General features: G+C 73.2%; 10 protein-coding genes. 3 read left to right on the plus strand and 7 right to left on the minus strand.

All coding sequences use genetic code 11. The features are described from left to right. Positions 1-102: 102 nt before the first annotated feature. Positions 103-765: a DUF3000 domain-containing protein gene (locus CCZ36_RS28745; RefSeq protein WP_069739264.1), complete on the minus strand. Its 663-nt coding sequence runs from the start codon at positions 763-765 to the stop codon at positions 103-105. 92 nt (positions 766-857) lie between these two features. On the opposite strand from CCZ36_RS28745, the gene hemE reads away from it, so the two are divergent. Next, a complete protein-coding gene (hemE, locus tag CCZ36_RS28750; RefSeq protein ID WP_128818876.1) occupies positions 858-1,955 on the plus strand; it encodes a uroporphyrinogen decarboxylase in 1,098 nt (365 codons plus the stop codon). A 47-nt stretch (positions 1,956-2,002) separates the two neighbouring features. Here the strand turns inward: hemE and CCZ36_RS28755 are convergent, their stop codons facing one another. Both CCZ36_RS28755 and CCZ36_RS28760 read right to left on the minus strand, forming a co-directional pair. Continuing rightward, entirely contained in the window at positions 2,003-3,394 is a 1,392-nt protein-coding gene (locus CCZ36_RS28755) for an FAD-dependent oxidoreductase (protein WP_128818877.1), read from the minus strand. A 67-nt stretch (positions 3,395-3,461) separates the two neighbouring features. Further along, complete coding sequence (locus tag CCZ36_RS28760; protein ID WP_069739267.1) at positions 3,462-4,430, minus strand: DUF4349 domain-containing protein; 969 nt, start codon at positions 4,428-4,430, stop codon at positions 3,462-3,464. A 126-nt stretch (positions 4,431-4,556) separates the two neighbouring features. On the opposite strand from CCZ36_RS28760, the gene hemG reads away from it, so the two are divergent. Together hemG and hemQ are read left to right on the plus strand one after the other, a co-directional pair. Next, positions 4,557-6,020 (plus strand): protoporphyrinogen oxidase, encoded by a 1,464-nt coding sequence (hemG, locus tag CCZ36_RS28765; protein WP_128818878.1) that lies wholly within the window; start codon positions 4,557-4,559, stop codon positions 6,018-6,020. A gap of 4 nt (positions 6,021-6,024) precedes the next feature. Continuing rightward, positions 6,025-6,753 carry a hydrogen peroxide-dependent heme synthase gene (gene hemQ, locus CCZ36_RS28770; protein ID WP_006128414.1) on the plus strand — a complete coding sequence of 243 codons (729 nt, stop codon included), beginning with the start codon at positions 6,025-6,027 and terminating at the stop codon, positions 6,751-6,753. A gap of 160 nt (positions 6,754-6,913) precedes the next feature. Here hemQ and CCZ36_RS28775 read toward each other — a convergent pair whose 3' ends face one another. From CCZ36_RS28775 to CCZ36_RS28790, 4 genes are all read right to left on the minus strand, one after another. Next, positions 6,914-8,476 (minus strand): alpha/beta hydrolase, encoded by a 1,563-nt coding sequence (locus tag CCZ36_RS28775; protein WP_128818879.1) that lies wholly within the window; start codon positions 8,474-8,476, stop codon positions 6,914-6,916. A gap of 157 nt (positions 8,477-8,633) precedes the next feature. Further along, positions 8,634-9,656 carry a TIGR04222 domain-containing membrane protein gene (locus CCZ36_RS28780; RefSeq protein WP_206515774.1) on the minus strand — a complete coding sequence of 341 codons (1,023 nt, stop codon included), beginning with the start codon at positions 9,654-9,656 and terminating at the stop codon, positions 8,634-8,636. A gap of 5 nt (positions 9,657-9,661) precedes the next feature. Continuing rightward, complete coding sequence (locus CCZ36_RS28785; protein ID WP_128818881.1) at positions 9,662-11,008, minus strand: DUF692 domain-containing protein; 1,347 nt, start codon at positions 11,006-11,008, stop codon at positions 9,662-9,664. Between the two features lie 121 nt (positions 11,009-11,129). Continuing rightward, positions 11,130-11,876, minus strand: a complete 747-nt coding sequence (locus CCZ36_RS28790; RefSeq protein ID WP_176734541.1) for a DUF4142 domain-containing protein — start codon at positions 11,874-11,876, stop codon at positions 11,130-11,132. Positions 11,877-11,924 lie beyond the last annotated feature (48 nt).

Genomic DNA, 11,924 nt, shown 5'->3' on the forward strand with positions numbered 1-11,924 from the left:
GGGGAAGATCACGATTTGGTGAGTAACAATTCGGGCAAATAGGACGCGCGATCGATTGTACGAAAAGAGATCCGGCGGATGTGCGATACGGGTGACGGAGTGTTACGGAACCTGTGGCCCGCGCCGCTGCGGCAGCGTCACCACCGCCGCGTCCGACAGATCGGACGGCGGCAGTCCCGCGATCTGGCACAGCAGATCGCCCCAGGCCATCAGGTGTGACGCCGTGTCCGGGATCCCGCCGCGCCACTCCCTGGGCGTCCACGAGGCACGGATCTCGATCTGCGTCGCCGGGCGGCGCGCGGAGAGCGCGCCGAAGTAGTGCGATCCGGCGCGTGTCACCGTCCCGCCGGCCTCCCCGTACGACAGGCCCCGCGCGTCCAGCGCCCCCGTCAGCCAGGACCAGCACACCTCCGGCAGCAGCGGATCCGCCGCCATCTCCGGCTCCAGCTCCGCACGGACCAGGGTCACCAGCCGGAACGCGCCCTGCCAGGCGTCGTGCCCCGCCGGATCGTGCAGCAGCACCAGCCTGCCGTCCGCGAGATCGTCCTCGCCGTCCACCACCGCCGCCTCCAGGGCGTACGCGTGCGGCGCGAGACGCCGGGGCGGCCTGGTCGCCTCCACCTCCAGCTCCGGGCGCAGCCGCGCGGAGCGCAGCGCGTCCACCGCCGCCAGGAACGCGGGAGGCACGGGAGGATCCTCCTCCTCGCGGTCCTTGCCTTCAACGCCGTCGGAATGATCGGAAAACTGTCCCTGAGCCGGAGCCATGCGGGGAAGAGTAGGCGGAAGGCGGGCCGCGTGCAGGGACAGACACCCGTGCGGGGCCGGGCTCCTTCGGCACGCGTGCGAAGATTCTGTGCGTGAGTGCCAACGACAGCCCTTCGGGCCAGCAGACGACGACCTCCGCCAGCCTCGACGCGGTCCGCAACGCCACCCACGACTCGGCGTTCCTGAAGGCCTGCCGCCGCGAACCCGTACCGCACACCCCGGTCTGGTTCATGCGTCAGGCGGGACGCTCGCTGCCCGAGTACCTGAAGGTCCGCGAGGGCATCGCGATGCTCGACTCCTGCATGATGCCGGAGCTGGTCGCCGAGATCACCCTCCAGCCCGTACGCCGCCACAAGGTCGACGCCGCGATCTACTTCAGCGACATCGTGGTGCCCCTGAAGGCCATCGGCATCGACCTCGACATCAAGCCCGGTGTCGGCCCCGTCATCGCCGAGCCGATCCGCACCCGCGCCGACCTCGCCCGGCTGCGCGACCTCACCCCCGAGGACGTCCCGTACGTCACCGAGGCCATCGGGATCCTCACCGCCGAGCTGGGCGCCACTCCGCTCATCGGCTTCGCCGGGGCCCCGTTCACGCTCGCCAGCTACCTCGTCGAGGGCGGCCCCTCGCGCAACCACGAGCGCACCAAGGCCATGATGTACGGCGACCCGCAGCTCTGGGCCGACCTCGTGGACCGGCTCGCGGAGATCACCGGAGCCTTCCTCAAGGTCCAGATCGAGGCCGGCGCCTCCGCCGTCCAGCTCTTCGACTCCTGGGTCGGCGCGCTGGCCCCCGCCGACTACCGCCGCGCGGTCCTCCCCGCCTCGGCGAAGGTCTTCGACGCCGTCGCCCCCTACGGCGTCCCCCGCATCCACTTCGGCGTCGGCACCGGCGAACTGCTGGGCCTGATGGGCGAGGCCGGCGCGGACGTCGTCGGCGTCGACTGGCGCGTCCCGCTCGACGAGGCCGCCCACCGCGTCGGCCCCGGCAAGGCGCTCCAGGGCAACCTCGACCCGGCGGTGCTCTTCGCGCCGACCCCGGCCGTCGAGGCCAAGACCAGCGAGGTGCTGGACGCCGCCGCCGGTCTGGAGGGCCACATCTTCAACCTGGGCCACGGCGTCATGCCGAACATGGACCCGGACGCGCTCAGCCGCCTCGTGGGGTACGTCCACGAACAGACCGCGCGCTGAAGCACGGCACCGCCCGGGGGTCGGCCGGAAGACCGGCCCCCGGGGGATCAGCTCCCCGCGCCCCGCACCGCCGCCACCGTCTTGCGGGCGGCCACCAGCACCGGGTCCCACACCGGTGAGAACGGCGGGGCGTAGCCGAGGTCGAGCGCCGTCATCTGCTCCACCGTCATCCCGGCCGTCAGCGCCACCGCCGCCACGTCCACCCGCTTCGCCGACCCCTCGCGGCCCACGATCTGCACCCCGAGCAGCCGTCCCGTACGCAGCTCCGCGATCATCTTCACCGTCATCGGCTTCGCCCCCGGGTAGTACCCCGCCCGCTGCGTCGACTCGATCGTCGCCGTGACATAGCGCAGCCCGACCGCGCGGGCGTCCTTCTCCCGCAGCCCGGTCCGGGCGATCTCCAGGTCGCAGACCTTGCTCACCGCCGTACCGACCACACCGGGGAACGTGCCGTAGCCGCCCCCGACGTTGGAACCGATCACCTGGCCGTGCTTGTTGGCGTGGGTGCCCAGCGCGATGTGCCGGGTGCGGCCCGCCACCAGGTCCAGGACCTCCACGCAGTCGCCGCCCGCCCAGATGTTCTCGTGGCCCACGACCCGCATCGCCAGGTCCGTCAGCAGCCCGCCGTGCGGCCCCACCGGCAGCCCCGCCGCCCGCGCGAGCCCCGTCTCCGGCTCCACGCCGATGCCGAGGACCACCACGTCCGCCGGATACGTCCCCGCCTCCGTCACCACGTCGGTGGCCCGGCCGTCCGGACCCGTGAGGATCTTCGTCACGGCCGCCCCGTTGACCGTCGTGACGCCCAGCCCGTCCAACGCCTCGTGGACGAGCCGCCCCATGTCCGCGTCGAGCGTCGCCATCGGCTGCTCGCCCCGGTTGACGACGGTCACCTCGAAGCCCCGCTTGAGCATCGCCTCGGCCATCTCCACGCCGATGTACCCCGCGCCCACCACCACCGCCCGCCGGGGCCCACCGCCCGAGCGCAGCGCCTCCAGCGAGTCCAGGAGCGCCTGCCCGTCGTCCAGGGTCTGCACCCCGTGCACCCCGGCCGCGTCCATCCCCGGCAGCGCCGGGCGCACCGGACGGGCCCCGGTGGCGATCACCAGCTTGTCGAAGCCCGTCCAGTACGCCTCCCCGCTCTCCCGGTCCAGCGCCCGCACCCGCTGCTTGGCCACGTCCAGCTCGGTCACCTCGGTCCGCATCCGCAGATCGATGTCCCGCCCCCGGTGCTCCCCGGGGGTGCGGGCGATCAGGTCGTCGCGCTCCTCGACGTCGCCGCCCACCCAGTACGGAATGCCGCAGGCGGAGTACGAGGTGAAGTGGCCGCGCTCGAAGGCGACGATCTCCAGCGCGTCCGGCCCCTTCAGCCTGCGGGCCTGTGACGCGGCGGACATGCCCGCCGCGTCACCGCCGATGACCACCAGTCGCTCCGCTGCCATGCCGGTTCCCTTCCGCCGGTTCGCCGCATCGGCGAGTCAGGGCCCCACGCTACGACGCCGGAGCGGTTCAGGAAGCCGAGGCGCCGTCCTCCCCGGCCGGGGCCGCCGCAACCGCCGGAGCGGACCGTCGGGCTGCCCCGCGCTTCCGCAGCACCCGCCACACCACGACCGCCAGGGCCGCCGTGAGCAGGAACGGGAACGCGGCCCCGAACGCCACCGCGATCCACCGCAGCATCGTCACGAACGCGTCCCAGCCGCCGCCCAGCGCGTCCAGGAACCCCGGGTCCTCATCCCTCGACCCGTCGTCGCCCGGGGCGTCCGGCGGCGTCAGGTCCAGCGTGATCGTCGCCAGCGACGTGCGGTCCTTCAGGCTCGCCTGCTGGGCCAGCAGCGACTCCAGATCGGACTGACGGCTGCTCAGCTCCCCCTCCAGGGCCACCACATCGCTGATCTTCTCCGCCTGGTCCATCAGCTCCCGCACCCGCGCCACACTCGCGCGCTGGGTGGAGATCCGGCTCTCCACATCGACCACCCGGTCGGTGACGTCCTTCGCGTTCGAGGTGCGCGACAGCAGCTTCCCGGAACCTGCCAGCTCCCGCAGCACCTCCTGGAACCGCTCCTGCGGCACCCGCAGCACCAGGTGCGAGGTCTCGTAGGTGTCGTCGAGCCGCTCGGTGTTCTCCGTCGCGACCAGGCCCCCCGCGCTCTCCACCACGCCGCGCGCCGCGGCCACGGCCTTCGGCACGCTCTTCACCTCGACGGAGAGCGTGGCCGTACGGATGACATGCGAGGCGCCCGCCTTCGGCGCCGCCTTCCTCCCGGCCGCCTTGTGGTCCGACCCCTCCTCGGGAGCGGCGGAGGCGGCTGCCCCGCCCCCGTCCGACAACGCCTCACGCGGCGCTGCCTTCGCGCCGCTGTCCGCCGCGTCGCCCGACGCCCCGCAGCCGCCGACGGCGAGCAGCAGGCCGAGCGACCCTGCCACGAGCGCCGCACGTGCCCGGACACAAGGCCGGCCGCTCTTGCTTTCCCCATCCATAACTGGTCCCCCCAGAACGTTGGTTGATATCGCCGGTTCGACGCGGCCGCCCCCGGACCGGTTGCCGGACGGCGGTTTCGAAGTGGTCACGGTGGGGCGTCGGATCGGGTTTGAGAGAGTGGACCCATGCAGCGTTCTCAACAGCGTGCGGAAGCGCCCCCGGGGCACGTCGTCGTCATCGGCGGCGGCATCGCCGGCCTGGCTGCCGCCCACCATCTGGTCGTCACCGGCCTGCGGGTCACCCTCCTGGAGGCCACGGACCGGCTCGGCGGCAAGCTCATGACCGGCGAGATCGCGGGCGTCCAGGTCGACCTGGGGGCCGAGTCGATGCTCGCCCGGCGCCCCGAGGCGGTCGCGCTCGCCGAAGCGGTCGGCCTCGGCGACCGGCTCCAGCCGCCCGCCACCGCCACCGCGTCGCTCTGGACGCGCGACGCGCTGCGCCCCATGCCCAAGGGCCACGTCATGGGCGTCCCCGGCGACCCGGCGGTCCTCGGCGAGGTGCTGTCCCCCGAGGGCCTGGCCCGGATCGCCGAGGAGCGCGACCTCACCCCGGCCCCCGTCGGCGACGACGTCGCGGTCGGCGCGTACGTCGCCGACCGTCTCGGCCGCGAAGTCGTGGACCGGCTCGTGGAGCCCCTTCTCGGCGGGGTCTACGCGGGCGACGCCTACCGCATCTCGATGCGCGCCGCCGTACCCCAGCTCTTCGAGGCCGTGAAGGAGGGCGGCCCGCTGCTCGACGGCGTCCGCCGCATCCAGGAACGGGCCGCCGCCCGGCAGCAGACCGGCCCGGTCTTCCAGGGCATCGCGGGCGGCATCGGCACCCTCCCGGCCGCCGTCGGCGACGCCGTACGGGCCGGGGGCGGCGACATCCTCACCGAGACGCCCGTGCTCGGCCTGACCCGTACGGAAACGGGCTGGGCCGTCCGCACCGACACCCGGACGATCGCCGCCGACGGCATCGTCCTGGCCACCCCCGCCTGGTCCGCGGGCGCCCTGCTGGCCGCGGAGTCCCCGGCCGCCTCCGCCGAGCTGTCCGGCGTCGAGTACGCCTCGATGGCCCTGGTCACCCTGGCCTTCCGGCGGACCGACATCGAGGCGTACGAAGCCCTGCGGGGCCGCTCCGGCTTTCTCGTGCCGCCGGTCGACGGGCACACGATCAAGGCGTCCACGTTCTCCAGCAACAAGTGGCAGTGGGTCGCCGACGCCGCCCCCGACCTGTTCGTGCTCCGTACGTCCGTCGGCCGCTACGGCGAGGAGGACCACCTCCACCGCGAGGACCTGGAGCTGGTCTCCGTCTCCCTGCGCGACCTCGCCGCCGCCACCGGCCTCACCGCGCGGCCCGTCGACACCGAGGTCACCCGCTGGGTCGGCGGCCTGCCGCAGTACCCGGTCGGCCATCTGGCCCGGGTCGCCCGCATCCGCGACGAGGTCGCCAAACTGCCCGCCCTGCGCGTCTGCGGCGCGGTCTACGACGGGGTGGGCATCCCCGCCTGCATCGCGAGCGCCCGCCGCGCGGCCGACGAGATCGCGAGCGAGATCATCGCCACGCCGACCCTGGTTCGGGGCACGGGGAGCGAGGCGGGACAATAGCCGTATGAGTGCTCCTGAGACTGTGACATCAAGCAAGAGTCCGAACGCCGGCAAGAAGGCCAAGGACCTCAACGAGGTCATCCGCTACACCCTGTGGTCGGTCTTCAAGCTCCGCGACGTCCTCCCGCTGGACCGCGCGGGCTACGCCGACGAGGTGCAGGAGCTGTTCGACCAGCTCGCGGCCAAGGACATCACCGTCCGGGGCACCTACGACCTGTCCGGGCTGCGGGCCGACGCCGACATCATGATCTGGTGGCACGCCGAGACCTCGGACCAGCTCCAGGACGCGTACAACCTCTTCAGGCGCACCAAGCTCGGCCGCGCGCTCGACCCGGTCTGGTCGAACATGGCGCTGCACCGTCCCGCCGAGTTCAACAAGTCGCACATCCCGGCGTTCCTCGCCGACGAGACGCCCCGCGACTACATCAGCGTCTACCCCTTCGTCCGGTCCTACGACTGGTACCTGCTGCCCGACGAGGACCGCCGCCGCATGCTCGCGGACCACGGCAAGATGGCCCGGGGCTACCCCGACGTCCGCGCCAACACCGTCGCCTCGTTCTCCCTCGGCGACTACGAGTGGATCCTCGCCTTCGAGGCGGACGAGCTGTACCGCATCGTCGACCTGATGCGTCACCTGCGCGCCTCCGAGGCACGGCTCCACGTGCGCGAGGAGGTCCCGTTCTACACGGGCCGCAGGAAGAGCGTCGCAGACCTGGTGGCCGGGCTCGCATAGCCAGCGAGTCCCGCACCACCCCAACCCGGAAGATCAGAGAGTCGGGCACCGGGCACCGATCGTGCCGTCCGCCTCTCCAGCGACACCGGGTTCGGCTTCGGGGGCCGTCGCACCGTGAAGGTGCGGCGGCCCCCGCTCCGTACGCCCGCCGACCGCCGGATCAGTCCAGCGACACCGGGTTGGGCTCCGGGTGGGCGGCGCAGTCCGCCCCCCGCCCCGGCACCTCACCGGTCAGCAGATACCGGCGCAGATGATCGTCGACGCAGGCGTTCCCCGCCCCGCCGATGCCATGCGTCCCCGCGTCCCGCTCGGTCACCAGTGACGAACCGGGCAGCCGCTTCCGCAGTTCCAGCGCCCCCCGGTACGGGGTCGCCGCGTCCCGCTCCGCCGCCAGGATCAGCACCGGCGGCAGCTCGCCCCACCCCACGCGGACGTCCAGCGGCCGCTGCCGGGGAGCCGGCCAGAAGGCGCACGGCAGGTTCGAGAAGGCGTTGTCCCAGGTCTCGAAGGGCGCGACGCGCGCGAGCTCCGTGTGGTCGCGGTCCCAGACCTCGAAGTCCTCGGGCCAGGGCGCGTCATTGCACTCGACGGCCGTGTACACCGCCTGGGCGTTCTCGTTGTCCTTCGCCGCCACCGCGCGCGGGGACGCCTGCGCGACCAGCGGCTCCGGATTGCCCCGGACGTACTCCGACAGCGCCGTCGCCCGCATCGCCCAGTAGTCGTCGTAGTAGCCCGCCCCCAGGAACGCCGAATGCAGCTGCCCCGGCCCGACCTTGCCGCCCGCAGGCTTCACCGCCAGCTCGGCGCGCACCTCGTCGTAGCGCCGCTGCACCGCCTCGGGGGTGGTCCCCAGGTGGTACACGTCGTCGTGCTTGGCGACCCAGCGGCGGAAGTCCTCCCAGCGCGCCTCGAAGGCCAGCGACTGACCCATGTTGGAGCGGTACCAGATCTGCTCCGGGTCGGGATCGACCGCCGAGTCGAAGACCATGCGCCGTACGTGGGAGGGGAACAGCGTCGCGTACAGCGCCCCGAAGTACGTCCCGTACGACGCCCCCATGAACGTCAGCCGGCTCTCGCCGAGCGCGGCCCGCAGCACGTCCAGGTCCCGGGCGTTGTTCAGCGAGGTGTAGTGCCGCAGCGTCTCGCCCGCGTGCTCCGCGCAGCCGCGCGCATACGCCTTCGCACGGGCGACGCGCCGCTCCTTGTCCTCCTGGGTCGGATGCGTCGGCGCGTCGGTCGGACCCTTCGTGTACGCGGCAGGGTCCTGGCAACTCAACGGGGCGGAGGAGCCGTTCACCCCACGCGGAGCGTAGCCGACCAGGTCGTACGCCTCGGCGATCTCCTTCCACTCCGGCAGCTCCCCGGCCAGCGGGAAGGTGATGCTGGACGCGCCGGGGCCGCCCGGGTTGTAGACGAACGCCCCCTGCCGCTCCTTCGCCGGACCGGCGGCGGGCGTCCGGCTGACGGTCAGTTCGAGCTGCCGTCCGTCCGGATCCGCGTAGTCGAGGGGCACCTTGACCGTGCCGCACTTCAGGGAGTCCGGGAGCATCTCCTCCTCCGGGCAGGCGGCGAAGTCGATCCCGGCGTCCGTGGCCCGGGCGGCGGCGATCGCGGTGCCCCGGGCCTCGGCTGAACCGGGGCGGTCCCAGGCCCCCGCAGGGGCGGCAGCGAGGGCGGACAGGACCAGGGAGCCGATCGATGTGTAGAGCGCAGCAGTTCTCACGCGCGGGGGCCTCTCTGCGGATGCGGAGAGGAATGGTCGGGCGGCCGGAGGGACATGTCCAGTACCGCCCCGGAGGGTCACCGGGAACCACTCCGATGGGCGGTCAAGATGCTTGCGTACGGGCCCGATTCAGGTTCGAGAGAGGGAGGGGGCCGGTTCAGGACCCGCCCCCACAGCTGGAGCCACCACCGCAGCTGGAACCGCTCGAACCACCGCAGCCGGAACCGCCACCACAGCTCGACCCGCCTCCGCCTCCGCACCCGGACCCGCCGCCGCAGCTCGAACCGGAGCCGCACCCGGTCGACCCGCCGCAGCTGGGGCCGCCGGGGCCGGAGGCGGCGCACCAGACCGTCGTGGCGGCGACCGCGGTGGCCCCCGCCGCCGTGCCGCCGGCGACGTACGACGAGGACCGCCGACGCGGCGCGCTCAGCCGTGCCGCCGCCACCAACTGGCCCTGGAAGACCGGGTCCGGCAGCGCGCGCAGTCCCAGCGTGGCGACGAGATGTGCGGGGGTCGCCACATGGGCGTAGGAGGTCCGGAACGACAGCGCGGCGTGCCGCCCCGCCTTCGTGAGGCGGCTCGCGGAGGAGACCGTGACGATCAGCCCGGTGAACGCGCCGATGACGATCGCGGGCAGCATCTTCACGATGAACGGGACCGAGATTTCCAGGGGGTCGGTCGCGGCGAACTGGACGAACGTGAGCACCACGCTCACCGGCAGTGCGATGAGGCACGCCACCCCCTGGGTCAACCCCCACCGCCGCAGCGGACGGAGCCGGTGAGGAGGCACCAGCAGTCCACGCGCGGCGAGCCCGTCGCCGATCTCCTGGACCGCCGGGTGCCGCATCACCGCTTCCCGCAGGCCGTGCAGGGCGCCGTTCGGGGCGTCGGCCAGCGCCTCGAACACCGCGCGCTCCACCGGGTCGTTCGCCTGCTCCCGCTGTACGGCGACGATGCCGGGCCCGCCGACGGCCAGCCGGCCGTCCGCGTACAGGGCGGTCAGGGCGGTGTCCACGACCCTGGCCGGACCCCCGTTCAGGAACGCGACCTCGTACAGGTCGTGAAGAGCGACGCCGGGGCCGGCAGAGGGGCGGCGGAACCGCTCGGCCACCGTCGTGACGACGAGCAGCACCGAGGAGACGACGACCCCGAGGGTCGCCAGCAGAGCCAAGACGTTCACAGCGGTCACTTCCCCACGAGGACGGCACGGGCCGCCCGGACCAGACGGGTGGTACGGCGCGGCGGCCGGGCGCCCGACCGGTCCTGCCACCAGGACGTCAGCCGGCGCCGCGCCGCCGGATCGGCGGGACCGCCCGTGATGAGCACATGCTCCGCGAAGTCCAGGGCGTCGCGGCGGTAGCCGCCGGACAGGGGGCGGCTGCCGGCGTACGCGAGGAACGCGGCGCGGTAGCCGTCGCCGAGGATCTCCGGCAGTTCGGGTGCCACCTTGGCGACGACGTCGGCGCGCTTGGCCGCCAGCGCCCGGCTCTGCACCCGCAGCCGCCGGTGGTCGAAGCCCTCGGGGGCCGGGGTTCCGGCGACGAGGGCGGAGAGCAGGGCGGTCTGTGCGACGGCGGTACGGTCACGGATGCCGGCGGGTGCGGGGGCAGGTGCGGCCGCGACCGTAGGGGTTTCGACGCCCGCGGTGGCGTCGGCCGCGGGAGCGGCACCCCGGCCCGCCGCCCGGTCCGGCCCCTGGCCCGCCGAGGGTGCCGCCTTCCGCAGCGTCGCCCGGATCGCGTCCAGTTCGCCCGCCAGCTCCGCGCCCGGCGGGAAGGCGTCGTCCCGCTCCAGCAGTACGCCGGGCGGATCGACCCGGGAGCGCAGCTCGGCCAGCACCTCCAGGACGGGTTCGGACACCGGGTGGGCGTGCGTGTCGTGCCAGACGCCGTTCTTCTCGACCCCGCCCGCCACATGGACGTACGCGATCGCCTCCACCGGCAGTTCGTCCAGGGCCTTCGCCGGATCCTGGCCGAGATTGACGTGGTTGGTGTGCAGATTGGCCACGTCGATCAGCAGCCGCACCCCGGTCCGCTCGACCAGCTCCGCCAGGAACTGCCCCTCGGTGAGCTCCTCGTCCGGCCAGGTGATCAGCGCGGCGATGTTCTCCAGGGCGAGCGGCACCGGCAGCGAGTCCTGCGCGATCCGCACGTTCTCGCAGAGCACGTCCAGCGCGTCCCGGGTGCGCGGCACCGGCAGCAGGTGCCCCGCCTCCACCCTCGGCGACGCGGTCAGCGGCCCCCCGGCCCGTACGAACGCGATGTGCTCGCTCACCAGGGGCGCCCCCAGCAGTTCGGCGCGCGCCGCGAGACCGGCGAGCCGGTCGGGGTCGGGCCGGTCCGCGCCGCCGAGGCCGAGTGCCACCCCGTGCGGCACGACGGTCACCCCGCGCTCCCGGAGCCGTACGAGCGAGTCCGGGAGGTGGTCGGCGCAGAGGTTCTCCGCGACCGCCTCCACCCAGTCGATCCCGCTCAGCGCCTCCACCTCGGCCGCGATCTCCGGCCGCCAGCCGATGCCGATGCCCAGTTCCATGGTGCCCCCGTCCCCCTGCTCACCTCGCGCTGTTCAGGGGTCATGGCCCCGTCGCGCGGCGATGAACCCGAGCGGTGGGACGTTCAGAGCTACATTTGAGGTTCCGGGCCCGACGCCGTCGTTATGGCATCGGCATCATCGTGGGCGGCACCGGGCGCGAGGTGAAGGACTGGTCGCCGGTCGGCGTCGCCGGAACCGGAGCCAGCGGGGCCTGGCCGTCCCGGGGCATCGACGGGCCGGAAGGGCTGGCCGTCGACCCGCTCGCCGCTTCGCGCGCCAGGGCGTCGAAGTCGACGAAGCCGGTCGCCTCCAGCATGGTGATGTGGTCCAGCACGGTCTGGTTGGCGTCGCTCGCCAGCTGCCGGATCAGCGTGTTCCGGGTGGTGTGGCGGACCTGGCCGATCAGGCCGAAGACCTTGCCGTGGGCGGCGCGCAGGATGTTGGCGAACTTCCGCTCGTACGCGTCCCCGCTCGCGGCCGTCAGCTCCCGCAGCCATTCCTGCTGCTGGGCGGTCGGCTGGTTGGGCAGCTCCACCCCGAGCTTCGCCGCGACGTCCCGAGCCCGCCGGTCCAGGTCCGTGTGCCCGACGACGAGGTGGTCCCCGGCGGCCTTCGTCGCCTCGCTGGGCGCCCGTTCGATCGCCTGCTGCCCGGCGGGCAGCTCCCACAGCCCGGCGAGCCGCACCTTGACCAGGAAGTCCCGGTCGGTCGCGGAGAGCGGCCCCCACTGCGTGGCGACACTGGAGGCGTTGAGATTCGCCTCGCCGGTGCCCGAACGGTCGGCGTAGGACCAGACAGGGAACGCGATGGCGCCGAGTGTGGCGACCAGTGCCGCGATGATGAGGGCCGTGCCGTTGATGCGTCGCAACAAGGTGTCTCCCGGGCCGAGGCGTGACAGCGTCGATCGAACAGGCGT

Origin of the sequence: Streptomyces sp. S063, from assembly GCF_002832675.1 — a bacterium.
Classification (GTDB): Bacteria; Actinomycetota; Actinomycetes; order Streptomycetales; family Streptomycetaceae; genus Streptomyces; species Streptomyces sindenensis.

Excerpts from the sequence above, each read along its gene's own strand:
- CCZ36_RS28745 (WP_069739264.1), bottom strand. The coding sequence starts at position 765 with ATGGCTCCGGCTCAGGGACAGTTTTCCGATCATTCCGACGGCGTTGAA.
- CCZ36_RS28755 (WP_128818877.1), bottom strand. The coding sequence starts at position 3,394 with ATGGCAGCGGAGCGACTGGTGGTCATCGGCGGTGACGCGGCGGGCATG.
- CCZ36_RS28760 (WP_069739267.1), bottom strand. The coding sequence starts at position 4,430 with ATGGATGGGGAAAGCAAGAGCGGCCGGCCTTGTGTCCGGGCACGTGCG.
- hemG (WP_128818878.1), top strand. The coding sequence starts at position 4,557 with ATGCAGCGTTCTCAACAGCGTGCGGAAGCGCCCCCGGGGCACGTCGTC.
- hemQ (WP_006128414.1), top strand. The coding sequence starts at position 6,025 with ATGAGTGCTCCTGAGACTGTGACATCAAGCAAGAGTCCGAACGCCGGC.
- CCZ36_RS28785 (WP_128818881.1), bottom strand. The coding sequence starts at position 11,008 with ATGGAACTGGGCATCGGCATCGGCTGGCGGCCGGAGATCGCGGCCGAG.